Here is a 25,601-nt window from a genome sequence, read left to right on the forward strand (position 1 = left end):
CATGCTCCTCGAACGGACGTCCGAGACGGCTTCGGTGCAGGAAGCCCTGCACGCCGCGGCAGACGGGAGGTCCTCGCTCCTTCTGTTCGCCGGACCCCTCGGCATCGGCAGATCCAGCTGGCTGCGAGAGCTGCCCAGACGGCTCGACGTCCAGCACGTGCGCGTCATGCGCGCCAATGCGGCGGTCATGGAACAGGACTTCGCCTTCGGCGTGGTGCACCAGCTCTTCGACAGCCTGACCCTGGACGCTTCGGACGATCTGGATGCCTCTCACGCATCCGGCGATCCGGGTGAGCCAGGTGCGCCGGTGCCGCCCGGCGCCCTGGCCGGGTACGACGCCCCGGCCGGGGAAGCACCCGCCTTCCCGCCCGACGAGGGCCCCCGCCCCGAAGACCTGCTGCCCGCAGGCATGGACGATCCGTCGGCGCCGCTCGACTCCATCCTGCCGGACCTGCGCACGCTGCTGACCCGGCTCGGCCGGGCACGGCCCCTTCTGATCCTCGTCGACGACCTCCAGTGGGCCGACGCCCGGTCGCTGGAGCTCCTGTCCTACCTCGCGGGCCGCCTGCACGACGTGCGGGCGGTCCTCGTCTGCACCCTGCGCGACGGTGACCCGCGCGCCCGGCACCCGCTGGTGTGCGCGGTGACCGATGCCGCCACGCAGGTGACGCGGCTGGCCCCACTGTCGTCCGCGGCCACCGGACAGCTGGTGCGCGAACAGTTCGGCGAGAGCGGTGAGGAGGAGTTCCTCGGGGCCTGCCACCGGGCGTCCGGCGGGAATCCGGTATTCCTGCGCGCGCTGCTGCCGGCTCTGGACGCCGCCGGGGCGCGGCCCCGCGCGACGCAGGCCGGGGCGGTCGCGGCGCTCAGACCCGCGCCGCTGCGCGAACGGCTCGCGGACTGTCTGCGTGCGCAGGCCACGCCGGTCCGCGATCTCGCCGCCGCGATGGCGGTACTCGGCGGGACGGCCGCCCCCGGGCTCGCCGGCCGGCTGGCCGGCCTCGACGAGGTCGGCGAGTCCTGCGCCCTGGGCGTCCTGCACCGGCTCGGACTGCTCGCGGCCGAGGGCGTTCCCGACTTCGTCCACCCGGTGGTCAGGGACGCGGCCAAGGCTATCATGTCCATGACAGAGTACGGCAGTTGGCACGCGCGTGCGGCCCTGCTGCTGCACGAGGTGGGACACCCGGCCGAGGAGGTCGCCGTCCAGCTCCTGGCGGCCAACACCCTCGGCGACGGCTGGTCCGGCACCGTCCTGCGCACCGCGGCGGACTCGGCCCTGCGCCGGGGAGCCCCGCAGGAGGCCGCCCGCTTCCTGCGGCGCCCCCTGCTCGACAGCCCCGAGCAGGGCGAGGAACGCGCGCTCCTGCTGATCGATTTGGCGACGGCGGAGAACGCCTACGACAGCGCCGCCTGCGAACGCCACATCGGCCAGGCGGTGGCCCTGCTGGAAACACCGCACGACCGGGCCGCTGCCGCACTGCGGATCGCACCGGACTTCCTCTCTGCGGTCAGCCCCACAGGCGTCGAGATCCTCCGGCAGGCCGCCGCGGGCCTCGGCCCCGCGGACCGGCTTGCCGACCCGGCACGCGGAACGGCCCTGCGGCTGGAGGCCCGGCTGCGGCACAGCGCCCGGCAGGACCCCGCCGAACTCGCCGCTGCGGTGCGCCGGCTGGGCGAGCGGCCCGAGGAACCGGCCGTCGGTACGGGCGCCGAACGCGAGCTCCTCGCCGTCCTCCTGCACGCGGCCGCACTCAGCGGCCGGCTGCCCGCGCACGAGGCCGCCCGGCAGGCCGCGCGCGTCCTGGAGCGGGTGCCCGCCACCGGCCCCGGAGTCCCGGCCGTACTGCCGCTGCTGACGGCGGTGTTCACCGGTGCCGACCGGATCGACGTCCTGGCCGACTGGCTGGCCGCCCGCGAGCGTCACCGGCGCACGGCCGGTGAAGCGACGGACCCCGTGAGCCACGTCGGACTCGCCACGGTCCTTCTGGCCAGGGGTCGGCTGACGCACGCGCGCGAGCATGCCGAGTCGGCCTTCGAGTACGCCATGAGCGATCGGCACGGGGACAGCGCCGCGAGCGCCGTCGCCGCGCTCGCTGCCGTGGCCCTGGAGTCCGGGGACATCGCCCTCGGCGAGCGGGTACGGGCCGGAGCCGGCGGCCGGCGCACGGCGGACGACCTGGTCTGCACCACATTGCTGCGCCTGACGGAGGCTCAGTCGCACTCCGCGCGCGGCGAGTTCGCCGTGGCGCTGGACACCGTTCTCGCCTGCGGACGCCGACTGGAGGCGGTCGGCTGGCGGAACCCGGTGCTGTTCCCGTGGCGGCCCCGCGCGATCCGGCTCATGCAGCGCCGCGGCGACCTGGAATCCGCCCGTGCGCTCGCCGAGGAGGAGTACGCGCAGGCCTGCATCCTGGGCGCGCCCGTCGCGATCGGCCGCGCCCAGCAACTGCGCGGCGGCCTGCGTGGCGGCAGCGAGGGTACGGCTCTGCTGCGCGACGCGGTGCATGTGCTGCGGGGGTCGGCCCACGAGCTGGAACTGGCGAGGGCGCTGCGGGCCTTGGCCCGTGCGGTGCGGGTGGGTGCCGAGGCGCGCGAGTTGCAGTGCGAGTCAGCGACGCTCGCCATGGCCTGCGGGGTGCCCTGGAAGGCCGAGCAGGACCGGCCCGGTCCGGCCGGCCCGCAGCCCGAACCGACCCTCACCCCCACCGAATCGAGGGTGGTCGCTCTGGCGGGCAGCGGTCTGACCAATCAAGCCATCGCCGCCGAACTCGGCGTCGGTTGCCGAGTGGTGGAGAAACATCTGACGAACTCCTATCGAAAACTGGGGATTTCAGGACGCGTACAACTGCTCGCCCTCATGGCGGGTGCGGGGAAGATTTCCGCGCGTGCCTGAGCGGTGCGGTGCACTGCGGTCCCCGTCCCATGGTGCGGTGCCCGGCGCACCCGCTTCGGTGGCCCGCCCGGTTCGGCACCCGGAGGCCCCGCCATATGCCTTGCGCTCTGCTGACCTGCGGTGCGACGGGACCGTACCGTACCGAACCACCGAAGCGCGGAAGCCGTACCGCACCCTCCGGCGCGAGGACCACAGTGTTGACCGCCGACGGCCCCGGAGCGTTGACCGGTGTGAAGTCAACTAATTAACGTTCTCAACAGAGTTCAGTTCTGGCAGGTCCCCTCGATATCGGGACCGCATGGACTCAGGGGGATTTCACCCAGTCGTTTCGCACCATCTCACGCCATGAAAGGACAGAGATTTCCATGGCGACTTCCGTACTCGCGCCGACACACGCGCCGCAGACCACGGCGCAGGGCCTGGCCGCCCCGATGATCCCGCCCGGGGAGGGGCCGCTGTTCGACCAACCGGGTGTCTCCATGGTCTGCCTCGACCGAAACCTGACGGTGCAGCAGGCGAATCAGGAGTTCTTCGCACGGTTCGGCGGGGACTCGGCGCAGCCCTGCGGCCGCCCGTTCGCCGATCTGGTGCATCCCAGCGCGCACCAACCGCTGCTGCGCAAGTTCTCCGGGCTCACCGAGGGCAGACGCGACCGCTTCACCGGTGAGATGCTCGCGGTCGGACGCGACGGCCAGGCCTTCACGGCCTCCCTCTCGGCCTGCGCGGTGCGCAGCAGCACCCCGGACGTGTCGGCGATCTGGGTGATGATGACCTCCGACGAGCCCGTAGACATCGATGTCATGCCGAGCCGGAAGAAGATGCTCAGCGAGGTCGACGCCCGGATACTCGAAGGAATCGCGGCCGGCGTCTCGACCGTGCCGCTCGCCGCTCGCCTCTACCTCAGCCGCCAGGGCGTCGAGTACCACGTCACCTGCCTGTTCCGCAAGCTGCGGGTGCCCAACCGGGCGGCGCTGGTCTCGCGGGCGTACTCCATGGGCGTGCTGAAGGTGGGCGTGTGGCCCCCCAGGGTGGTCGAGGACTTCGTCAAGTAGTCGCTGCCGGGGCGTGCCGGGAGCAGTCGGTGCCGCAAGGCCCGGCCGCCCTGGCCGCGTCCTCCGCGGGCACCGCGAGCGCTGCCACCAGGAGGCCGTCGCTGACCAGCCAGCGGCCGTCCAGCCGGTCGAGCGGACGCCCGGACTGCCGCAGCGGCGAAGGCACGAGAACGCGTGCGGAATACGTCGAGGCGGGAGCGTCGATCGAGATGCGCGCGTCCTCGAACTCCAGGCGGCGGGAGGTCGCCGGATACCATGCCTTGTACACGGTCTCCTTGAGGCTGAAAAGCAGCCGGTCCCAGTGCACGTCCGGTGCGACGACACCCAGTTCGTCCACCATCGCCTGCTCCTCCGGGAGCGCGATGCTCTCCAGCACCCCCTCGGGCAGGGGCGCGTGGGGTTCGGCGTCGACACCGAGCATGCGCACCTCCGAGCTGCGCGCCACGGCAGCCGCCCGGTACCCGGCGCAGTGCGTGATGCTCCCCACCACACCCGACGGCCAGCAGGGAGCGTGGTGCCGACCGGGCAGCAACGGCCCCTCGGGGACGTGCAGCCCGATCAGCGCCTGCCGCGCGCACCACCGCCCGGTGGCGAACTCCCTCCGCCGGGCACCGGTCGCCTGCCGTACGACCAAGGCCTCCAACGGATGCAGCAGGGCATCGGTCAGGTCGCCGAACGTTTCGACGCCGACTGCCGACCCGGGGAGAACGCGCTCGATCATGCGGAACCTGTCTTGGTAGGAACGGACACCGCACGGTCCATCCGCGGCCAGCAGCCAGTCAGGACGGCGGCCCACTGCGGGGTGTCGGCCGTCGGTCCGACCCCCGCCGGGCTCCGGGCCGGGGCGTCCGGGACGGGTTCCCACGCCAGCACGGAGTTCAGCGAATGCAGGTCGCCGACCCAGGCCAGCAGCCCGTGCACGCCCGTCGACCCGTTCGACACCATGACCTCACCCCTCACCCGTCACCAGGCTTCGAGGCTACGGACGCCGGGCTAGTGAAACCCGTAGGGACTTTCCGCGGGCCGACGGACGGCGCGCGGGAGCGAAGAACCCCAACAGGACCCCTGTGCACGGCATTTCACCCCCCTGACATGCTGAGCGGCATGATGACGCTGAACGGAAGACCCGTGTCCGCCGACGATCTGCTCCCCCTGGCCCTGGTCAACATGGGCCACTTCACGACCATGCGCGTGGACGCCGACGGCCGGGTCCGCGGTCTCTCCCGCCACCTGGAACGCCTCGTGAAGGACTGCCGCATCGTGTGGGGCGCCGAGCTGGACCGCGAACGCGTCCGGGACTACGCCCGTCAGTGCCTGGACGGACGGAGCGGACCGTGCACCGTGCGCGTGACGGTCTACGACCCCGGCGTCGACCTGGGGCGCCCGGCGGACGCGGACCACCCGCGCATCCTGGTATCCGTACGGGGTGCGGGGGAGTTCCCCACGACGCCGCTGCGGGTGATGAGCGTGCCGTACGAACGCGATCTCCCCGAGGTCAAGCACGTGGGTCTGTTCGGGTCCCTGCACGCCCGCGGCATGGCGCAGACCGCCGGATTCGACGATGCGTTGTTCGTCGGCCGCGACGGGTTCGTCAGTGAGGGCAGCACCTGGAACGTGGGTTTCGTCGATGACTCCGGGACCGTGATCTGGCCGCAGGCCCCGGTGCTGCCCGGAGTGACCATGGCCCTGCTCCAAAGACACCACGATCATCGGGTCGCCGATGTCTCCCTGACGGCTGCCAAAGCCGCGGTGGCGGCGTTCGCGACGAACACGAGCATCGGCGTGCGCCCTGTTGCCGCAGTGGACGACGTCGAACTGCCCGGCGAGGAAGAGGTGTTGAGGCTGCTCCGTGAGAGTTATCTGGCCATTCCCGGCGAGACGCTGTAGTACCTGTCCATGCGTTGATTCAGCCGTGGACGCCCACGTGGAAGTCGCGCGGCGGGGTGGGACGGGCTGGTGCGCGGCTTCTGCGTGGGCCTTGCCGGGTGATGCTCCCTCGGGGATCAGCCCTCCCGATGCCCCGCCCCCCCCGGGAGAGCGAGGCCGCATCCGCGTCGGCCTTCGGGGCGGTCACCTGGTGAGCGGTGACGCAGTGCCGAGGAACTCGGCTGCGAGGACGGCGAAGGCAGGGCCGAGCCCTCGGCGCGGGGGAGCTGGACGCGCAGCTTCTCCACCCGTTCGACACCGCTTGGACGCTGCCTGCCGGCGCGGCCGAACGTCGTGTGCAACTGACGTCTTCGACCACGAGCTGAGGATCGCCGCAGGGCCGGGGGCGGTCGAGACGTGACCTTCCGCGGCCCAGGCGGGAGCGTGTGCGATTTCCTCTTTAAATAACATGACCTTGCTCCGCCGGGGGACAGCCCGGTCGTGTCGGACAGCTCCCTCCTTCTTGCGCGCGGTCGGCTCCGCCGACACGACGCGCCGCCGCTACGCGGCGGAAAGCCTTCCCGCGCTCCGCGCGGCCAGCCCTGGCCGGCTCCGCCGGCCCATGAACAACTCCGTTGTTCACCGGGAACGCTCCGCGTTCCCCCTGGGCCCACCGTCCAGGTGAAACGTCACTGGGGAGTGGGGGAGAGGGGGAGAGGGGTAAGGAGAATGGGGTGGGTCAGGAGGTGCTCATGCAGCAACATCCGTACCGGGTACGGTCCGTGTCCCAATTGGCCGAAGCTCTCATGCGCGTGGCACCACGCAGTGCCGAGCTCTGGGAAGCCAGGGAACCCGTGATCGGGCCGGTCGGTGTTCCGGTGAAGGTCTCCCAGGGACGTGCCCGTCAGCTGTGGATGGTCGTGGGGATGTGGGACCGGGCATTGGGCCACGGACAGTTCCCCGAACACGCCCACCGTACGGCGGCACAGCTCTTCACCACTCCGGCGCTCCGCACGTTCTGGGAGCTGGCTCAGGACGGAAGCCTTCGCAAGCTCGCACCGGAGCACGGGCGGCCCGCCGAACTGCCGCTCGCGACACAGCGGATCGTCCGGGACTGCCTGAAGATCCTCTCCCAGTTGGCGGCACCCGACCGTACGGATGTGTGGCTGCCGTCGATACCCCAGAGCGACCTCAAGCCCTCGGTGCGCCCGGAAGCACTCGGCACGCTCTACCCGCGGCTGGCGGACCTGGCCGCGGCGGGGCCACTGGAGCGGGACGGCATTGCGCTGACCTTCGAAGACCGTACGCGGCTGCTGGCCATGGTCGCGATCGTGCTTGCGGCCGCCCCCAGGTCCGGCGAGTTGGCCGCCCTGCGACTGACCGACCTGGCTTCCGGCGAGCGGGCCGTGGGACTGCGTCGCAGGCAGCAGAAGGGCCCGCCGAACCAGGCGGAGAAGATCGCCGAACTCGCCGAGGCCGGCCCCGCGTCCGTACGCGCGGTGCTGTGGGGGCAGCGCCACCAGGTTTCCGAAGCCACCCGCCAACGCATCGTGGCGGCACGGAACACGGTGGATCCCCTGCCCGAAGTCGAGTGGTACGCCCTCGGGAAGGGGGCGCAGGCAGCCGTACGACGCTGGCTCGACGTTCGACGGCAACTGATCGACTCGGGGCCGTTGCAGGGGGGCCAGACCGGATTGTGGGTGACCCTGGTGCCCACCAAAGCCGGACCGCCGGGCATCACCCTGCGCCCGCAAGGCCTGACCCAGGCCTTCGCCCGCGGAATGACCGCCCTGAACTGGGTGATGGCCGGAGAGCGCGGGTGGGAACCGATGCCGACCAGGATGGAGCAACTGCGGCGCGCCGTCACGGCGGAGCCCCTCCCGGATCAGCCGGCCCACGGGGCTGAACGGAGCTGACGGGGCCTCACGGGGCTGAACGGGGCCGACGGGACTCGCCCACGGATTTGCCGGAAGTGTGGCGCGCCGGAGGGCGGGCGGCCCGGTCGCGGCGGCCCTGGTCCCGCCGGGCCGGTCCCGCCGGGCCGGTCCCGTCACCAAAAGCCCAGGTCAACGCATACGCGGCGGCCTGAACGGGACTGACGGGACTCAAGGTTGCACTTATCAGCCGCACAGCCCCTGTGTCCTTACGCGCGCGCACATGAGGAAGCCACAAGGAGCGTGCAGTGCTCAGTGGCTCATAACGGCAGGTTGAGTCCCGTCGGTCCCGTCGGTCCCGTGAACCCCAACGGTCGCGTCAACCCCAGCAGGACGGGGCCGGCGTCGGGCAAGCAGCCAGGATGTCCGGGACGGGGCCGGGACGGACGGTTACGGGGCCTGGTCCCGGGTGCGGGCGTACGCGCCGAGCAGGCCCAGCCCCGGGTAGAGCTTCGTGACGTTGTTCTTGATCATTCCGGACGGGGAGGCCAGGCCGATCTCCTGCCGGATACGGCTCGCGAAGGCCCTGCTCGTCGAGGGGCGGATGCCTTCCTCGGAACACCAGCGCCCGTAGGTCTCGTACAGCAGCTTCTGCTCGACACGCAGCTCCTGGCCGTTGCCCCGCCGGCAGCACTCCTGGAGGAAGCGGCCGATGTGGTCCTCGGTGGCCTGGTAGGCGGCGGTGGCCACCCGGACCGTGGCGGGCCCCGTCAGCGGGTCCCGGGTGGCGAGGTACTGCATGGCTCCCTCGATGAGCCAGTACAGGATGCCGGGGCCTTCGTCGTGGACCAGCTCGGCGGCCAGATTGTCGATCTTGCGGTCGTTGGGGACCTGCCGCTCGAACGGGATGATCCGCATGCGCCGCCAGAAGGCGTACCCGCCGGTGCCGACCTCGGGGCGGTGGTTGCCCAGCAGCCAGAGTTTGTGGGTGGGGGTGAAGGTGAAGAAGTCCTGCCGCATCCGGCGGGCGGTTATGGTGTCGCCGCCGGTGAGGAGCTTGACCCGGGCCTCGTTGAACTTGTCGTTCGGCTTGAGTTCGGAGCAGACGACGATGCGTCTGCCGTGCAGTTCGGTGAGTTCCGTGGAGTGCTCGGAGAACCTCCCCTTCTCCATCAGGAAGCCGGGGGGCGCCGCGTTCGCGTAGTCCCCGAGCAGGCTCGTGAGCACCTCCAGCAGAACCGATTTTCCGTTGGCGCCCAGCCCGTACAGGAACGGCAGGACCTGCGCCCCGACGTCCCCGGTGATCGAGTAGCCGAGCAGCAGGTGCAGGAAGCGGATCGTCTCCAGACCCCGCTCGTCGTCCCCGAAGGTGTCATGGAGGAAGCGGTGCCAGCGGGGGGTCGGCGTTTTCTGCGGAGCCACCGATGTGGCACGGGAGTGCATGTCCGTGAGCGGGTCCGGCGCACGCAGTTCACCGGAGCGCAGGTCGACGGTGCCGGCCGGGGTGCACAGGGCGTAGGGGTCGCCGTCGAGGAGGCCGGGGTCCAGCCGGAGGGCCGGAGCCGCCTGCGCCTGGTAGAGCATCGCCTTCATCCCGGAGGTGGAGGCGGAATACCGGCGGTGTGCCGCGATGGAACGGTCGTCGAACCGGTTGTAGGGGTCGTGCTCGGGGATGCCCTCGGCCATGTCGCCGGCGGCCCACACCGCGGCCTCCGTACCGCCGACCCGCTTCCACCGGTACTGGTCCCAGATGTGCCAGCCCATGCCCAGGACGTAGCGGAACCGGTGCGCGTTCAGCCGGGCGAAGAGCTTCGCGTTGCCCCGGTCGGTCAGCGCGTCCGGCATGAACCCGCCAGTCGCGGCCGCCGGAGCGGACTGCGCGTCGAGAGGGGCCGACGGGAAGCGGACCACCGGCGGGAGAGACGCGGGACTGCTCAGGTGCCTGTGCATCTGCTGCGCGGCAGCCTGGGCGTCGAAGCGCGTCTGCGGCGCGGCGACTTGGGGGTCGAAGCGCGTCTGCGGCGGAGCCGCCTGGGTCTCGAAGCACGTCTGCTGCGCGGCAGCCTGGGCGTCGAAGCGCGTCGGCTCCGCGCCCGTGTGCGCGCTTGCCGGTGACGATGGGTCCGAAGCGGGAGCTTTCAAGGTGCACCCACCGGCCTGCCCCCCAGCCCAGTCAGAACGCGAAGGCCTCGCCAGCCGCGTCAGCCAGTCGATTCCGACTGGCATGGCAAACCTTGGAGGCGCAACGTCCACATCAGTTGATGAAGCGTCACGCTAGGCAATGCGCGGCAGGGCAGTCAACCCGTGCCCGTTGTTCCAGAACTCGACGCGCGCACCGCACGATGAATAAAGTGATGTGTGCGAGAGGGGAGACCCCGTGACCACTGCAAGCGATGAGGTGGGCTCATCGCTGGCCGACAAACTGAACCATCTGTTCAGTGTCGTCGTCCCAGCAGGAAACGCTCCGTACAGCACCGAGGAAGTCGCCCGCGCGATCTCCGCGAACGGCGTCAAGATCTCCAGCAGCTACATCTGGCTGCTGCGCAAGGGCCAGCGGGCCAACCCGACGTTGCGTCACCTCGAAGGCCTGGCCCGTTTCTTCGGCGTGTCCCCGGCGTACTTCTTCGACGACGCCGTGACCAAGACCGTCGACGTGGACCCCGGCATGCTGGGCGTGCTCCGGGACGCCCAGGTTCAGCATGTCGCCCTGGGCACCGCGGGACTGTCGCAGAAGAGCATCAAGTCGATCAACGAAGTGATCGATCTCGTACGGGACTTGGAAGGCCTGCCCCCGACGCCCCTGACGCACAAGGGCTAGCGCGGGAGGACCGCACGGGTGGCTTCCTTGTGTGCCTCCCGTTGTCCGGATATCGTCTGGACCTTGATCCGGTTCCGCTGATCCGATCAACTCGGACCGCTCGGGATCACTTCGGTCGCGTCGCCACGGAAGGTCTGTGGGCGGAAAGTCTTGGGCGGAAGGGCGACCTCGTGCTGCTGGTGACCGGAGCGACCGGAACCGTCGGGAGGGAAGTGCTCCGCAGGCTCCCCGAGTTGGCCCCCGGACTGCCGGTGCGTGTCATGGCCAGGGAGCCCGCACGGGTCTCGGGTGCCCCGGCGTCGGCGGAGATCGTCCGCGGCGACTTCACCGACGCCCGCTCGCTGGCGGGGGCCCTGCGCGGAGTGCGCCGGGTCCTGCTGCTGTCCGTGCCCTCCGCAGCGGGCGACGCGGTCTTCCTGCGGGAGGCGGCGGCGGCCGGGGTACGGCACGTGGTGAAGCTGTCGGCGGCCGCGGTTGCCGACGAAGGGGCCGACGACCTGATCACCCGGTGGCAGCGCCGGAACGAGCAACTGCTGGTCGACAGCGGCCTGGCCTGGACCCTGCTGCGCCCGCGCGCCTTCATGTCCAACACCCTGTCCTGGGCGCGCTCGATCCGTACGGACAACACCGTCCGGGCCCTGTACGGGACCTCGCTCAACGCCTGCGTCGATCCGCGCGACGTCGCCGAGGTGGCGGTGCGGGTGCTCGCCGGGGCCGAGCACGAAAAGGCCGAACACGAGGGCATGGCCTACCAGTTGACCGGGCCGGAGGCACTCAGTGCGGTCGACCGGACGCGGCAACTGGCCCAACTGCTGGGCCGTGCACTCCGGTTCGAGGAACTGGACGTCGAGCAGGCGCGTACCGCGTTGACCGCACGGTACTCCGCGGAGATCGCCGGGGCGCTGGTGGAGAGCGCGGAACGCGGGCGCGCGGGGGGCAAGAGCGAGGTGGACGGCACGGCCCCCGCACTCCTCGGCCGGCCGGCCGGGGACTTCCGCACCTGGGCCGCCGACCACCTGGGGGCCTTCCGGTCCGGCTGACGGCGGGTGCTGCCGTACGATCCGATCCGCAGCGCGCACCCGTCACCGCCGTACGGTCCGCGACGCTCAGCCGTCACCGCCGTACGGTCCCCGGACCTCACCCCGTACGACCCACCCCGCTCACCCGGCCCGCCGCGCCACCGTGATCCTCGGTTCGCCCGCGGTGTCGGCAAGCGTGGTGACCTCCTCGAAGAAGTCGCCCCGCAGCAGCGCGCCCACCTGCTCCGGCTGTGCCTTGTCGTGCTCGATCGCCAGCCACCCGCCCCGGCGCAGCACCGCCGCCGACAGCTCGACGATGCGCCGGATCAGCAGGAGGCCGTCGGCCCCGCTGTAGACGGCGCTCCGCGGCTGGTGCTCGGACCATTCGGGCAGCAGCCGCCACAGCGGGGAGACGTAGGGCGGGTTCGCCATGACCACGTCGGTGACGCCCAGATGGGCGTCCAGGCAGCCGGGCTCGGTGAGATCGGCTGCCTGCACGAAGAGCGGGCCCAGCACCGACTCGTTGCGTGCCGCGTTGCGGGCCAGGTACTGCAAGCAGGTGTCGTCGCGCTCCACGCACGTCACCGACGCGTCGGGGCGGCGCCTGGACAGGGCCAGACCCAGCGCCCCGACGCCGGAGCACAGGTCCAGCACTCTCCCGCCGCGCGGCAGCGTCGCCTCGGACGCCGCCCACTCCACCACGCTGGTGCTCTCGTGCCGGGGCACGAACACCCCGCTCCCGACGACGAGTTCAAGACCGTCGAAGGGCACCGCGCCGATGAGGTGCCCGAGCGGGATGCGACGGCAGCGCTCGGCCACCGCGGTCTCGAAGCGGGCCAGCGCCAGGGGCGACTCCTCGGTCAGGAAACGTGCTCGCAGTGCGGTCAGGTCGCCCTCGACGTCCCACACGCCCGCCTCGGTCAGGCGGGTGCGGGCCCGTTCACAGGCCTCGTGCTCCTGCAGCACCGTCGTCACGACCGCACCGCGCGAGCACGGGCGCGAGACGCGCGGACGGTGTTCCGGCCGGTCCGCTCCCGTCCCTCGGACGTTCCGGATGTCTGTACGGTCACGGCAATCCCCTCTGGGTGGCGGGGGCCGGTGCGTGCCGGCCCCGCGAGCAGACCTGTCCTTCGCTTGTCGGATGTGCACCGGTACGGTGTGCCGCGGCCCCCGCGAGGACCGCGGCACGGAGCCGCCCTACGCCCGGTCGTCCTGCGCGGCCCCCGCGAGGTACTCGGCCAGGTGCTCGCCGGTGAGGGTGGAGCGCGCGGCGACGAGGTCGGCGGGGGTGCCCTCGAAGACGACGCGGCCGCCGTCGTGGCCCGCGCCGGGGCCCAGATCGATGATCCAGTCGGCGTGGGCCATCACCGCCTGGTGGTGCTCGATGACGACGACCGACTTCCCGGACTCCACGAGCCGGTCCAGCAGGCCCAGGAGCTGGGCGACGTCCGCCAGGTGCAGCCCGGTGGTCGGCTCGTCCAGGACGTACACGCCACCGGTCTCGCCCATGTGCGTGGCCAGCTTCAGCCGCTGCCGCTCGCCGCCGGACAGCGTGTTGAGCGGCTGGCCGAGGCTGAGGTAGCCGAGCCCGACCTCCACGAGGCGTTCCAGGATCTTGTGCGCTGCCGGAAGCCGGGCCTCGCCCGCGGCGAAGAACTCCCCCGCCTCCGTCACCGACATCGCGAGGACCTCGCTGATGTTGCGGCCGCCGAGGCGGTGTTCGAGGACCGAGGCCTGGAACCGCTTGCCGTCGCAGTCCTCGCAGGGAGTGGAGACACCGGCCATGATGCCCAGGTCGGTGGTGATGACACCGACACCGTTGCAGGTGGGGCAGGCGCCCGCGGAATTCGCGCTGAACAGGGCGGGCTTGACGCCGTTGGCCTTGGCGAAGGCCTTGCGGATCGGTTCGAGCAGACCGGTGTACGTGGCCGGGTTGCTGCGCCGGGAGCCACGGATGGGGCTCTGGTCGATCGAGATGACGCCCTTGCCCGCGGGGATGGAGGAGTGGACCAGGGAGCTCTTGCCGGCACCGGCGACACCCGTGACGACGGTGAGGATGCCGAGCGGAATGTCGACGTCCACGTTCTGGAGGTTGTGCGCGGTGGCACCGCGGATCTCCAGCGCCCCGGTGGGCGTGCGGACGGTGTCCTTCAGGGCGGCCCGGTCGTCGAGGTGGCGCCCGGTGACGGTGTCGGAGGCGCGCAGCCCGTCGAGCGAGCCTTCGAAGCAGATGGTGCCGCCCGCCGAGCCCGGCCCGGGGCCGAGGTCGACGACGTGGTCGGCGATGGCGATCGTCTCCGGCTTGTGCTCGACGACCAGGACGGTGTTGCCCTTGTCGCGCAGCCGCAGCAGCAGGTCGTTCATCCGCTGGATGTCGTGCGGGTGCAGCCCGACGGTGGGCTCGTCGAAGATGTACGTCACATCGGTGAGCGAGGAGCCGAGGTGGCGGATCATCTTGACGCGCTGCGCCTCGCCGCCCGAGAGAGTGCCCGAGGGCCGGTCCAGCGAGAGATAGCCCAGCCCGATCTCCACGAACGAGTCGAGGGTCTGGCGCAGGGCGTCGAGGAGCGGGGCCACCGAGGGCTCGTCCAGGTCGCGCACCCACTTCGCCAGGTCGCGGATCTCCATCGCGCAGGCGTCCGCGATCGAGATCTGCCCGATCTTCGAGGAGCGGGCCCCCTCGCTGAGCCGGGTCCCCTCGCAGGAGGGGCAGGTGGTGAAGGTGACCGCGCGGTCCACGAACTCCCGTACGTGGGGCTGCATCGACGCCCGGTCCTTGGACAGGAACGACTTCTGGATCTTGGGGATCAGTCCCTCGTAGGTGACGGTGGAGTCACCCGCCTTCACCTTGGTCGCCTCCCGGTACAGGAAGTCCTGCATCTCCTGCTCGGTGAACTCGCGGATCGGCTTGTGCGGGTCGAGGATGCCGGATTCGGCGTACGTGCGCACCGTCCACCAGCTGTCGGACTTCCAGCCGGGGATGGTGAACGCGCCCTCGGCGATCGCCTTGGAGTCGTCGTACAGCTGAGTGAGGTCGATGTCGGAGACCGTGCCCCGGCCCTCGCACTGCGTGCACATGCCGCCGGTGCGGCTGAAGTCGGCCGTTTCCGTCTTGTTGCCGCCGCCCGCCACCGTGATCGAGGCGCTTCCGCTGATCGACGCGGTGTTGAAGGAGTACGCGCTCGGCGGTCCGATGTGTGGGTCGCCGAGACGGCTGAAGAGGATGCGGAGCATGGCGTTGGCGTCGGTCGCGGTGCCCACCGTGGAGCGCGGGTCGGAGCCCATCCGCTGCTGGTCGACGATGATCGCCGCCGTCAGCCCCTCCAGGACGTCGACCTCGGGCCGCGCCTGACTGGGCATCAGGTTCTGTACGAACGAGGGGTAGGTCTCGTTGATCAGCCGCTGGGACTCGGCGGCGATCGTGGCGAACGCCAGCGAGCTCTTGCCCGAGCCGGAGACCCCGGTGAACACCGTCAGCCTGCGCTTGGGCAGGGCGATGCTGACGTCCTTGAGGTTGTGCTGGCGCGCACCGTGGACGCGGATCAGGTCGTGGCTGTCGGCGGCGTGCGGCACGGGCGAGGACGTGGCGGAGGTGTGGGGCATGTTCCTGTTTTCTCCAAGGCTGTGGTGCGGCCGAAGGGGCGGTACGGCGGTGGCACCGCGGGAAGCGACCCCCCGGCCCCGACGGGGGGCAGGGCCGGGGGGCCGGTCATGGGTCAGCGGCTGAGGTCCCGGAACCTCTTGACCGCCAGCGGGAAGAAGATCGCGACCAGGAGCAGCGGCCAGGCCACTGCCAGGAGCTCCGCGTGGGTCGCGGCCCAGGAGCCGCCGGCCGCGCTCTGGTTGCCGAACAGTTCGCGCACCGCGGTGGCCGTCGCCGACATCGGGTTCCACTCGACGACCGCACCGAGCCAGGCGGGCATCGAGGCGGGCGTGGCGATGGCGTTGGAGAGGAAGGCCATCGGCCAGACCAGGATCTGCACGGCCTGCACCATCTCCGGCTTGCCCGCGACCATCGCCAGGTGGAGGCCGATCCACAGCATCGCGAACCGCAGCAGGAGCAGCAGGCCCACGGCCCCCATGAAGGAGGCGAAGCCGTTGTTCCAGCGCCAGCCGATCGCGGCGCCGACGCCGATCATCACCGCCAGACCGACGACCGACTGCAACATGTCGGCGATGCTCCGGCCCACCAGGATCGAGCCCGAGTTCATCGGCATCGAACGGAACCGGTCGATGACGCCCTTGCCGAGGTCCTGGGTGACCGAGAGCATGGTCGCCTCAAGGCCGAAGGCCATGGTCATGGTGAGCATGCCGGGCACCAGGTAGGACGTGAAGTCCCCCTCGACGCCCTTGCCGCCGCCGATCAGGAAGCCGAACATCAGCAGCATCATCACCGGGAAGACCAGCCCGACGACCACCTGCACGGGCTGGCGCGCCCAGTGCGCCAGCTCGCGCCGGGTCATCGTCCAGGAGTCGGCGAGCGCCCAGCTCAGCTTGGAACCACTCCCGTGCGTCGTGCTCACCGGGGCCGTGGCGGGTGCGTGGTGGGTCGCGGTCATGCCGCCTCCTCCTTCGTCAGGTGCATGAAGACCTCGTCGAGGGTCGGCCGGCGCACGGCGATGTCCTCCGCCTCGATGCCGGCCTCCTGCAGCGCCCGTACCGTCTCGGTCAGGGCCGCCATCCGGTTGCTGATCGAGGCACTGACCATCCGCCGGTCCTCGTCCTTGTCCACGGCGCCGGGCAGCAGGGCGGCGGCGCGCTCCAGCTGCGCCACGTCGTGCAGGATGACGTCGATGCGGTCGCCGCCGGTCTTGGTCTTCAGTTCGTCGGCGGTGCCCTCGGCGATGACCTGCCCGCGGTTGATCACCGCGATCTGGTCGGCCAGCTGGTCGGCCTCCTCCAGGTACTGCGTGGTCAGCAGTACGGTCGTACCGCCGCCCACCAGGGAGCGCACCGCGTTCCACACCTCCGTGCGGCCGCGGGGGTCGAGCCCGGTGGTGGGCTCGTCCAGGAAGAGCACCTGCGGCCGGGAGATCAGCGACGCGGCCAGGTCCAGTCGCCGCCGCATGCCGCCGCTGTACTGCTTGACGGCCTTGGTGCCGGTCTCGGTGAGGCCGAACTGCTCCAGCAGCTCGGCCGCCCGCGCTCCGGCGCGCCGGGCGCCGAGGTGGTAGAGGCGGCCGAACATCTCCAGGTTCTGGCGGCCGCTGAGTTCCTCGTCGACGGCGGCGTTCTGGCCGAGCAGCCCGATCTGCGAGCGCACGTCGTCGGCGCGGGTGCGCACGTCGATGCCCGCCACCTCGACGCGTCCCTCGTCGGCGCGCAGCAGGGTGGACATGATGCGGACGGCCGTGGTCTTGCCGGCGCCGTTGGGGCCGAGGATCCCCTGGACGGTCCCGGCCCGCACCGTGAGGTCGAGGCCGTCGAGAGCCTGCTTGTCCTTGTACTTCTTGCGCAGGCCTTCGACGACGATCGCCAGATCGCGGTCAGACAAAGCGCCCTCCTCAGTCAGTGGATAAACTTGACTAGTGATGCCACCATAGGGCCTCACCACCGTTTGGTCAAACTTGATTAGTCGCGATGAAGGTACCGTAGATTTGGGACTAGTCAAACTTGGATAGAACTCATCCGGGCACAACTGTGTACGAGGAGAAGGAGGACGCCCATGTCACCGATCCGGCTGCTGGTTCTCGGCGCGGTCCGCCAGCACGGACGGGCGCACGGCTATCAGGTGCGCAATGATCTTGAGTACTGGGGGGCCCACGAGTGGTCGAGCGCCAAGCCGGGCTCGATCTACCACGCCCTCAAGCAGATGACGAAGCAGGGGCTGCTCATCGCCCACGAGATCGCGCCGAGCACCGCAGGCGGCCCGCCCCGCGTGGAGTACGAGCTCAACGAGCAGGGCACCGCGGAGTACTTCAGACTGCTGCGCGACGCCCTGAGCTCGCACGAGCAGAAGTCCGACGACCTCTCCGCCGGCCTCGGCTTCATCGTCGACCTGCCCCGCGGCGAGGCCATCGCCCTGCTGAAGGAGCGGGTCTCCGGGCTGGAGCAGTGGCGGTCCGCCGTCACCGGGTACTACACGCCGGAGGCCGGGCCCGAACAGCTCGGTCACATCGGCGAGATCATGAACCTGTGGGTCCACTCCGCCGACGCCGGTGTGCGCTGGACCCGCGGGCTGATCGAAAGGATCGAAAGCGGCGCCTACACCTTCGCCGGGGAGGGCGACCCCTTCGTGGGCGTACTCGCCGACGACGAGCCGAACCCGTTCGCGCCGGAGCGGCAGCCGAAGGGGGTGCACTAGCGGGGCGGCGGAGACGCTTCGGCACCTCTCGGGATGGCAAAGAAACCGGACGACCGGTATATTCCGCACCGTGCCGAGGGCCGAGGGGGGCGCCGCTGTGCAGGAGAACGGTCGGTTGCGTACGCAGGTGGCGGTGGTCGGCGGAGGACCCGTCGGCATGCTGCTGGCAGCCGAGTTGGCGAGCCACGGGGTCGGCACCGTACTCCTGGAAGCACGGGACGACGTCAGCGAGCGGCCCAAGGCGAACACCCTGCACGCGCGGGCGGTGCAGTGCCTGGCCAGGCGGGGCCACCTGCCCGGCCCCGCGACAGGTCCCGCCCGCGGCGCGAGGGGCCTGCCCTTCCACTTCGCGGGCCTGCCGGGACTGGTGATCACCGCCCCCGACCGGGAACCCCAGCCCCTCCTCAAGTACCCCCAGGCACAGCTCGAAAGGGGCTTCGAGGAGCGGGCCCGGACGGCGGGCGCCCGCATCCTGCGGGGGCACCGGGTCACCGAGGTCGCCGAACGGGACGGCGGCGTACGGATCGAGGCCGAGGGCCCGCACGGCCGCGGGGTGCGCGTCGAGGCGCAGTACGTGGTGGGGGCCGACGGAGCCCGCAGCGCGGTGCGGGAACAGGCGGCCATCACCTCCGACACCGGACCGGCCACGGTGTCCGCCCTGATGGGCGCCGTCGCCCTCACCGACCCCGGAGCGCTGCCCGACGGCTGGCAGCACACCGCACGCGGCTGGATCGTCGCCAAGCGCGACGCCGGGGGCCACACGCACGTACGGACACTCGACTGCCGGGGCGCGCACCCAGGCCGGCACACACCGCCCACCCTGGAGGAACTGCGCCGGGAGGTCTCCCGGATCGCCGGGCGGGAGATCGCCATGACACAGCCGCGCTGGCTGGACAGGTTCAGCGATGTCACCCGACTCGCCCGCACCTTCCGTGCGGGACGCGTCTTCCTGGCGGGCGACGCGGCGCACGTGCACTTCCCGATCGGCGGACAGGGTCTGAGCACCGGAGTGCTGGACGCGCTCAACCTGGGCTGGAAGCTGGCGCTCGCGGTGCGGGGCAGGGCGGGCGCCGGACTGCTCGACACCTACGACGCGGAACGCCGCCCGTCGGCCCAGCAGGTCATCGACAACACCCGGGCCCAGCTCGCGCTGATGCGCCCGGGGCCCGAACTCGACGCCCTGCGCGGGGTGTTCCGCTCGCTGCTGCTCACCGGCCAGGAGAGCGGACGCCGTCTCGGCGACCTCATCAGCGCCCAGGACACGGTGCTGCCCGCCCCCGCCGGGGACGGCGGCCCGGCGGCCGGCACGTTCCTGGCCAACCTGGCCCTCACCACGGAGACGGGAGACACCGACGTCGTCGAACTGCTCCAGGACGGCAGACCGCTGCTGCTGCTCCTCGGCAACGCCGGCGCCCGCCACCTCGACCGGGCGCGCGCCTGGGGCCGGACGCTGAAAGTGGTCCGCGCCGCACCCGTACCCGACGTTGCGTACGAGGCGGCGCTGGTACGGCCCGACGGCTACCTGGCCTGGACGTCGGACGGCGGCGACCTGGGCACGGCACTGTCGGCGTACGTCGCCGAGGACGCCGGGACGGGCCGCCCCTGACGGGGCGCCGGGAAGGGCCGGGCCCCGGCCCTCAGCCGACGGTGTCGAGCGCTTCCTGCGTCCGGGCGGTGTGCGCCTGCTGCTCCAGGGAGGCATGCACGGCCTCCTCGTAGACCCTGGCGCCCCGGCTCTCGGCGAGGTCGAGCGAGGCGAGGATGGAGGGGGCCACCGCGCTGGGCAGCACGTGCCGCAGCATGGCGGAGACCCTGGTGACCAGGTCGCGGTACTCGCAGATGGCCTGGGACATGGACTGGATGCCGGCGAAGGAGCCCACGATGACGGCGGCCGTCTCGGAGGGCACCGCGTGGGGCAGCAGTTCGCCCCTGGCCTGGGCCTCCTCCAGCAGCGGGACGCCGACCCCGACCCAGCGCAGGAACGGGCCGCTGCGGTCCAGGCCCTCCGACTGCTGATCCATCGTCAGCCGGACCGCCGCGCGGACGATCGGGTCCGTCTGCAGGCGATGGGCGTGCAGCATCACGATGTCCACGATCTCCTGCACCTTGGAGACGCGGTGCGGAACCTGGATGCTGTGGTCCTGCTCGGCCAGGACGGCCTGGGCCAGGTCCTCCTTGGAGACGAAGTGGAAGTACAGGGCGCCCTTGGTCGTGCCCGCCTCCTTGAGGATCTGGGCGATCGTGGCCGCCTGGTACCCGTGCACCTCGAAGACTCTGGCCGCCGCGGTCAGGATCGTGCGACGGGTACGAATGGCTCGGACCTGCTCGGCCACGGCGCCTCCTGATTCCTCGGGGTGGTTCGAGTGGCCAAAAAAACCGCTCAGTCCGTATCTTACGGTGGGGTGCCGCCGAGGTCGCCCCTCAGGACGTCAGTCCCCGTCCGGGGCGGCCGTGACGGTGCAGGTGAAGACCGGGACGCCGCTCTGCACCGCGGTCACCAGGACGCTCCGGCCGCCTCCCGGGGCGGGGGCGGGCAGCGGCCGGGCCTCGATCGTGCAGGGCTGCGCCAGCTCGGTGTAGCGTGCGAACTCGCAGGCGAGGTTCATCGGAAGGTAGCGGGGGCGGTCCAGCGCCACCGCCGTGGCCTGCCGGGCCGCCTCGATCAGGACCATCCCCGGCACGTGGTCGACGGCGTGCTCGAAGAGGACGGGATGGCGGGTGTCGGCCCGCAGCAGCCAGCGGTCGCGCGCGTCGGTGGGGGACAGGACGACGTCCATGGGCGAGAGGCGCCCCACCCGGGCAGGGGCCGTCGGGGGACCCGGGGCGGACGGCCCGCGACCGCCGGCCGGCAGGTGCGCGCCGCGCAGCCGCCGGTATACCTTCGGCGCGAGGCAGGAGAAGGACCCGCCGCCCGTCGCGGCGACCTGGCCGTCGCGGTGGAAGACGGCCTCGAAGCGCATGCGGGCGAGGTTCTCGCCCCGCCGGACGACCTGCGTGCAGGTGATGGAGATGCTGAGCGCGGCAGGTTCGTACCCCACCTCCAGGTGCTGCGGCCGGACGGCGAAGTGGAGGTCCTGGATGAGGAACTGGTGGCCGAACGGCACACCGAACTCCGCGTGCCCCAGCAGGATGCCGATCTGGCGCAGGGTCTCGCAGCCGATCAGCGGGTCGTAGCGGCCGTCGGCGACCGGGGTGAAGAAGCTGTGGCCCCGCGGCCACTGGGCGGATATCACGAAGCGGGTGTCGTCCACCCGCCGCCAGCCGGTGAGCAGCACTTCGGCCACGGCGGACCTGTGCACCAGTTCGCGCGGGACGGTGCTGGTCAGCGTCGCGGGACGGGGGCGGTCCGGACGGAGTACGGAATCCGCGCAGCACCTTCCCGCCGGTGCGTCGAACGCTCTGAGTTCGTCCTGAAACGTGCTCGCCGGCACTGCTCCCCCTGGAATGGTGCGCGATGTGTCCGAGTGGCGTCCGGTCGAAAGATATCGACCGACCGGGATGTGTACCAGAGCAGTGGATTTCGCCGGACGCGTCCCTTCCGGTTCGCTTGTCCGCCCTGGTGGGGGCAGGTTCCCGAGGCGGTGAATGCGGGGCTTGTGTGGCTCGGCGGCCTCCGTCCTCCAGCGTTTCTCGAGCGGTCCTTGAGAGGCTGGCGCATTCTTCCGCGTTTTCGGCGGCGGGCCGTGAGGAGGTTCGGTCGCGGATGTGCGCGGGGCCGGCCGTTCGGTAGAAACGGCACGTGCGGTTTGTTATGTTGGCTCGCAAGGGGGGCCGCACCGTGGCGGCGGCCGCGGTGGTGGGGTGTGCTCGTACGCCTCGACCCCGGCCCTTTTCGACAAGTGCCGTGGTTCTCCGCCTCTCCACCCTCGCTTCGGCGGACCCGGTACCCCCCCTTGCAGTGATGGAGCGGTCGATGGTCAAACAGGAGCGGGCGGCGCGTACACGAGAAACCCTGATCCGGTCCGCGGCGGAGGTTTTCGGCCGCGAGGGCTTCTCCAGGGCCTCGCTCACCGCGATCTGCGCGCGTGCCGGGGTGAGCGCCGGCGCACTGCACTTCCACTTCGAGAGCAAGGCCGCCCTGGCCGATGTCGTCGAGGCGGAGGCGCTGAGCAGGCTGCGGGCCGTCATCCGCGCCGATTTCCCGGCCGAAGCGAGCCATGTGCAGCTGCTGGTCGACACCACGCACCGGCTCGCCGACGCGCTCTGCCGTGACGTGGTGCTCCGTACGGGATTCTCCCTGGGCTGCGAGCTGCCCCACCCGGCCGGAACCGATCTGCGGGACCACTGGCGGGACTGGGTGGAGCAGGAGCTCGTCCAGGCCGAGGCCGCGGGGGAGCTGCGCCCGGGGGTCGCGGCCCGGGACGTGGCGACCACCGTGACGGCCGCCACCGTGGGGCTCGAAGTGCTCGGTGCGCGGGACGCGGAGTGGCTCTCGGAGGGGACGGTGAGCCGCATCTGGCGGGTGCTGCTGCCGTCCGTCGCGCCCGATCCCCTGCTGGCGCGGCTCGACGCGGGCGGCACCGGGCCCCGGTAGGGCTTCGAGGCCGGGCCCGGTGCCGCGCACGTGCGCGGCACCGGGCCTTCTGCGTGCGCGGACTCTTGCGTGCCCGAACGCGTACCTGCCCGAACGCGTGCCTGCCCGGACTTTTGCGTGCATGGGCCACACAAAGGAGACCCGAGGGTCTGTTTGCGCGGGGTATCGGCCTGCGGTCAATGGATCATGGCCTGATCCCGCGCTTTTCCGGAAGTGTCGAGGTTTAGTAAAGGTGCAGGTGAGGGCAGTAAGGAAGGGGCTGTGGGGAGGTGAGCGCTAACAGGACGGTGCGGTCGGTTTCTTGTTGACAAACCGTTGGCCCTGTTTTTTACTGAGGTCGCTCATCCATGGCCTTGGACAGGGGAAATCTCGTGGACATCGCACTACTGGGCACTCTGGCGGTCAGGGAGCAGGGTTACTCCATCACCCCCACCGCCCCCAAGGCGCGGCAAGTGCTGGCGCTCCTCGCGCTCCACGCCGATCAGGTCGTCCCGGTCCCGGCCCTGATCGAGGAACTGTGGGCGGGCACACCGCCGCGCAGCGCCCGCACCACGCTCCAGACGTACGTACTGCAGTTGCGGTCCCTGATCTCGGCGGCCCTGGAACAGGGGCAGGAGAAGGGGCAGGAGGGCGTGCCGGGCCGGCGCACCGCCAAGGACGTGCTGCTCACGCTGCCCGGCGGCTACCTGCTCCACAGCGGGGGCGGCACCAGTGACGTCCGGGAGTTCGACCGGCTGGTCGTCAGGGGGTCCCAGGCGATGGACGCGGGCGACTTCCCCGGTGCCGCCCGGCTGCTGCGCGAGGCGTTGTCCCGGTGGTCGGGACCGGCCTTCGCCGACGTGGACAGCGGTGTTCAACTGGAGACCGAGGCGCGGCGGTTGGAGGAGACCCGGCTGTGCGCCCTCGATCAGCGCATCGAGGCCGACCTGCGGATCGGGCGGCACCGGGAACTGCTGGCGGAACTGACCGTGCTGGCCGGCCGCTACCGCACCCACGAGAACCTGCACGGCCAGTTCATGCTGGCGCTGCACCGGTCCGGACGCCGGGGCGAGGCCCTCGACGTCTACCAGCGGCTGCACCAGACCCTGGCGCGCGAACTCGGGCTGGAACCCTCGGCCGTCCTGCGCAGGCTGCAGCGGTCGATCCTCATGGCCGGTCCCGACGCCCCGCTCGGCGCTGCGGAGTTCCACGGGGACCGCGTCGGCTGAAACGCGCCTTCCCGCCGGTATTCCTCTCTTCAACTTTCCTTCCCTTCGCCCTCTCTTCGCGTCTCCTTCGCGTTTCTTCGGCGTGGAATTCGACTTCGCCCCTGCGGTGCATCAGCTGCGGCCGGAATTCCACTGGAGCGCACCTTGAGCGGAATTTCACCGAGGGTGATTCCTCGGCATGCCCGAAAAATCCGGGGCGTGAAAGGTGCCGAGCGTGCAGCTCCAGGCCGTGGCGACCTGCTGGGATCATGGATCTCAGCAGTTCAGGAAATCGGCGGACGTGCCTTGTTGGAGACGGACTCGATACGCGCTCAAGGAATTCGAGGGGCCCCCTCGGGTCCCGCTACTGTGCCTCCGTCGCAGGCTTTATCCATGTGAACTCGACAACGAGCTGAGGAAACCGTGCAGATTCAGGTTCTGGGTCCGTTGAGCGCTGAGGTCAACGAGGGTTCGATTGTTCCGACGGCCGGCAAGCCGCGTCAGATTCTGGCGCTGCTCGCGCTCTACCCGGGGCGGGTGATGCCCGTACCGACCCTGATGGAGGAGGTGTGGGGCACCGAGCTGCCGCAGAGCGCGCTGACCACGCTGCAGACCTACATACTCCAGCTGCGCCGCAGGCTCGGCACTGCCATGGGGCCGGGCAACCCGGGCGCGGCCAAGGAGGTGCTCGCCACCCGGCACGGCGGCTACCTGCTGCAGGTCCCCGCGTCCAGCGTGGACGTCCACGAGTACGAGCGGCTGGTCGCCGAGGGGCAGAGCGCCATCGAGGCGGGCGACGACCCGCTGGCCGCGGCCCGGCTGCGGCAGGCGCTCGCGCTCTGGAAGGGCCCGGCCCTCGTCGACGTACGCGTGGGTCCGATCCTGGAGATCGACGTCATGCGGCTCGAAGAGAGCCGGATGGTGACCGTCGAGCGGCGCATCGACGTCGACCTGCGGCTCGGCCGCCACTCCGAACTCCTCGCCGAACTCACCGAACTGGTCGCCCGTCACCCCCAGCACGAGGGCCTGCACTCGCAGGCGATGGTGGCGCTCTACCGGTCCGGCCGCCAGGCCACCGCACTGGACGTCTACCGCAGGCTGCGCACCCGGCTCATCGAGGACCTCGGCATCGAGCCCTCGCCGCAGCTCCAGCGGCTCCACCAGGCGATGCTCGCGGTGGACCCGACACTGGACGTGCTCGGCGGCGCCCGGCGGGGTTCCACGTTCGACCTGTACGCGGCCTGAGGGCCGGTGCCCGGACACAAGAGGCGGAGAGGGAGGACGACGGTGCACGAGCCAGGGCCGGACACGGCAGGAGAGCGGGGCGTACGGCTGGTGTGCTTCGCGCACGCGGGAGCGGGAACCTCGGCGTTCCGCCGCTGGGACACCCTCCTGGCCGGCACGGCCCGCCCCGAGCCGAGGCCGTTGCCCGGCCGCGAAGCACGGCGCCGCGAGCTGCGGGTGACCACCCGTCAGGCCCTCCTCGCCGACCTGCACGACCTGTTCTCGCCGCAGCCGGCGGGCCCGTACGTCCTGTACGGGCACAGCCTGGGCGGACTGATCGCCTACACCCTCACCCGAGCCCTGCACGCGGCCGGGCTGCCGTTGCCGGCCCTGCTGGCCGTCGGCGCCTGCCCGCCGCCGGGCGACGCGGGCGAACTGATCTCCGCCGCCGAGGCCCCCGACCACGAACTGCTGCGGGTGCTGGAGAAGTTCGAGGCGGTGCCCGAGGACACCGTGCCGGGCGACGTGTGGCACCGGCTGGTCCTGCCGGTGCTCCGCGACGACCTGCGGCTGGCCGCCGACCTGCGCGCCGCCGCCCTCGCCCCGGCCACCGGCGGACCCGTACCGCTGCCGCTGCTGGCCGTCGGCGGCAGCACGGACGCGCTGGTGCCCACGGAGACGGTGCGCGGCTGGCGGGCCTTCACCGACGGGCGCTTCGTCCACCGCACCCTGCCCGGCGGCCACTTCTTCGTCCGCGACGACGACCTGCCACGACTGCTGGGCAGGGCCTGCCGGATCGTGGAGCGCTCCGTGCGGCACTAGCCCTGCTC

General features: G+C 71.2%; 21 protein-coding genes. 12 read left to right on the top strand and 9 right to left on the bottom strand.

Annotated features, from left to right (window positions below; genetic code table 11):
• Window position 1: 1 nt before the first annotated feature.
• Window positions 2-2,893 (top strand): AAA family ATPase, encoded by a 2,892-nt coding sequence (locus ACIP93_RS31900; protein WP_401764537.1) that lies wholly within the window; start codon window positions 2-4, stop codon window positions 2,891-2,893.
• Window positions 2,894-3,324: 431 nt separating this feature from the next.
• The gene (locus tag ACIP93_RS31905; RefSeq protein WP_345219987.1) at window positions 3,325-3,945 is read left to right on the top strand and encodes a LuxR C-terminal-related transcriptional regulator; all 621 of its coding nucleotides are present in this window, start codon (window positions 3,325-3,327) and stop codon (window positions 3,943-3,945) included.
• Here the strand turns inward: ACIP93_RS31905 and ACIP93_RS31910 are convergent.
• Together ACIP93_RS31910 and ACIP93_RS31915 are read right to left on the bottom strand one after the other, a co-directional pair.
• Window positions 3,938-4,666 carry a 4'-phosphopantetheinyl transferase superfamily protein gene (locus ACIP93_RS31910; protein ID WP_345219971.1) on the bottom strand — a complete coding sequence of 243 codons (729 nt, stop codon included), beginning with the start codon at window positions 4,664-4,666 and terminating at the stop codon, window positions 3,938-3,940. The genes ACIP93_RS31905 and ACIP93_RS31910 overlap by 8 nt on opposite strands.
• Window positions 4,663-4,890, bottom strand: a complete 228-nt coding sequence (locus ACIP93_RS31915; protein WP_401764540.1) for a hypothetical protein — start codon at window positions 4,888-4,890, stop codon at window positions 4,663-4,665. The genes ACIP93_RS31910 and ACIP93_RS31915 overlap by 4 nt, the downstream gene beginning before the upstream one ends.
• 159 nt (window positions 4,891-5,049) lie before the next feature.
• Between ACIP93_RS31915 and ACIP93_RS31920 the strand changes: the two genes are divergently transcribed.
• Both ACIP93_RS31920 and ACIP93_RS31925 read left to right on the top strand, forming a co-directional pair.
• Window positions 5,050-5,832, top strand: a complete 783-nt coding sequence (locus ACIP93_RS31920) for an aminotransferase class IV family protein (protein WP_401764543.1) — start codon at window positions 5,050-5,052, stop codon at window positions 5,830-5,832.
• A gap of 791 nt (window positions 5,833-6,623) precedes the next feature.
• Window positions 6,624-7,727, top strand: coding sequence for a hypothetical protein (locus tag ACIP93_RS31925; RefSeq protein WP_401764546.1), 1,104 nt, complete (start codon window positions 6,624-6,626; stop codon window positions 7,725-7,727).
• A gap of 408 nt (window positions 7,728-8,135) precedes the next feature.
• On the opposite strand, the gene ACIP93_RS31930 is transcribed toward ACIP93_RS31925, so the two are convergent.
• The gene (locus ACIP93_RS31930) at window positions 8,136-9,635 is read right to left on the bottom strand and encodes a phage/plasmid primase, P4 family (protein ID WP_401764716.1); all 1,500 of its coding nucleotides are present in this window, start codon (window positions 9,633-9,635) and stop codon (window positions 8,136-8,138) included.
• Window positions 9,636-10,062: 427 nt separating this feature from the next.
• Between ACIP93_RS31930 and ACIP93_RS31935 the strand changes: the two genes are divergently transcribed.
• A complete protein-coding gene (locus ACIP93_RS31935) occupies window positions 10,063-10,503 on the top strand; it encodes a helix-turn-helix domain-containing protein (RefSeq protein WP_345219966.1) in 441 nt (146 codons plus the stop codon).
• A 170-nt stretch (window positions 10,504-10,673) separates the two neighbouring features.
• Complete coding sequence (locus ACIP93_RS31940; protein WP_401764549.1) at window positions 10,674-11,543, top strand: NAD(P)H-binding protein; 870 nt, start codon at window positions 10,674-10,676, stop codon at window positions 11,541-11,543.
• 120 nt (window positions 11,544-11,663) lie between these two features.
• Here ACIP93_RS31940 and ACIP93_RS31945 read toward each other — a convergent pair whose 3' ends face one another.
• The 4 genes from ACIP93_RS31945 to ACIP93_RS31960 form a co-directional block, all read right to left on the bottom strand.
• Window positions 11,664-12,497, bottom strand: a complete 834-nt coding sequence (locus ACIP93_RS31945) for a N5-glutamine methyltransferase family protein (RefSeq protein ID WP_401764552.1) — start codon at window positions 12,495-12,497, stop codon at window positions 11,664-11,666.
• A gap of 222 nt (window positions 12,498-12,719) precedes the next feature.
• A complete protein-coding gene (locus ACIP93_RS31950) occupies window positions 12,720-15,125 on the bottom strand; it encodes an ATP-binding cassette domain-containing protein (RefSeq protein WP_401764555.1) in 2,406 nt (801 codons plus the stop codon).
• 113 nt (window positions 15,126-15,238) lie between these two features.
• Window positions 15,239-16,081, bottom strand: coding sequence for an ABC transporter permease (locus ACIP93_RS31955; RefSeq protein WP_401764558.1), 843 nt, complete (start codon window positions 16,079-16,081; stop codon window positions 15,239-15,241).
• The gene (locus ACIP93_RS31960) at window positions 16,078-17,016 is read right to left on the bottom strand and encodes an ATP-binding cassette domain-containing protein (protein WP_345219961.1); all 939 of its coding nucleotides are present in this window, start codon (window positions 17,014-17,016) and stop codon (window positions 16,078-16,080) included. Before ACIP93_RS31960 ends, ACIP93_RS31955 begins: the two co-directional genes overlap by 4 nt.
• Window positions 17,017-17,187: 171 nt before the next feature.
• Between ACIP93_RS31960 and ACIP93_RS31965 the strand changes: the two genes are divergently transcribed.
• Window positions 17,188-17,826: a PadR family transcriptional regulator gene (locus ACIP93_RS31965; protein WP_401764561.1), complete on the top strand. Its 639-nt coding sequence runs from the start codon at window positions 17,188-17,190 to the stop codon at window positions 17,824-17,826.
• Window positions 17,827-17,923: 97 nt separating this feature from the next.
• Window positions 17,924-19,432, top strand: coding sequence for an FAD-dependent monooxygenase (locus ACIP93_RS31970; RefSeq protein ID WP_401764719.1), 1,509 nt, complete (start codon window positions 17,924-17,926; stop codon window positions 19,430-19,432).
• A gap of 31 nt (window positions 19,433-19,463) precedes the next feature.
• Here ACIP93_RS31970 and ACIP93_RS31975 read toward each other — a convergent pair whose 3' ends face one another.
• Window positions 19,464-20,159 carry a ScbR family autoregulator-binding transcription factor gene (locus tag ACIP93_RS31975; RefSeq protein ID WP_401764564.1) on the bottom strand — a complete coding sequence of 232 codons (696 nt, stop codon included), beginning with the start codon at window positions 20,157-20,159 and terminating at the stop codon, window positions 19,464-19,466.
• Window positions 20,160-20,255: 96 nt separating this feature from the next.
• The gene (locus ACIP93_RS31980; RefSeq protein ID WP_401764567.1) at window positions 20,256-21,125 is read right to left on the bottom strand and encodes a ScbA/BarX family gamma-butyrolactone biosynthesis protein; all 870 of its coding nucleotides are present in this window, start codon (window positions 21,123-21,125) and stop codon (window positions 20,256-20,258) included.
• 614 nt (window positions 21,126-21,739) lie between these two features.
• On the opposite strand from ACIP93_RS31980, the gene ACIP93_RS31985 reads away from it, so the two are divergent.
• The 4 genes from ACIP93_RS31985 to ACIP93_RS32000 all read left to right on the top strand — a co-directional run bounded on the left by ACIP93_RS31985 (window position 21,740) and on the right by ACIP93_RS32000 (window position 25,593).
• A complete protein-coding gene (locus tag ACIP93_RS31985; protein ID WP_401764570.1) occupies window positions 21,740-22,360 on the top strand; it encodes a ScbR family autoregulator-binding transcription factor in 621 nt (206 codons plus the stop codon).
• Between the two features lie 371 nt (window positions 22,361-22,731).
• Window positions 22,732-23,568 (top strand): BTAD domain-containing putative transcriptional regulator, encoded by an 837-nt coding sequence (locus ACIP93_RS31990; protein WP_401764572.1) that lies wholly within the window; start codon window positions 22,732-22,734, stop codon window positions 23,566-23,568.
• Window positions 23,569-23,970: 402 nt separating this feature from the next.
• Window positions 23,971-24,792, top strand: a complete 822-nt coding sequence (locus tag ACIP93_RS31995; RefSeq protein ID WP_345219954.1) for an AfsR/SARP family transcriptional regulator — start codon at window positions 23,971-23,973, stop codon at window positions 24,790-24,792.
• Between the two features lie 42 nt (window positions 24,793-24,834).
• Window positions 24,835-25,593, top strand: coding sequence for an alpha/beta fold hydrolase (locus tag ACIP93_RS32000; protein ID WP_345219953.1), 759 nt, complete (start codon window positions 24,835-24,837; stop codon window positions 25,591-25,593).
• Window positions 25,594-25,601: the final 8 nt, after the last annotated feature.

Source organism: Streptomyces sp. NPDC088745 (genome assembly GCF_044751045.1).
GTDB lineage: Bacteria > Actinomycetota > Actinomycetes > Streptomycetales > Streptomycetaceae > Streptomyces > Streptomyces cremeus.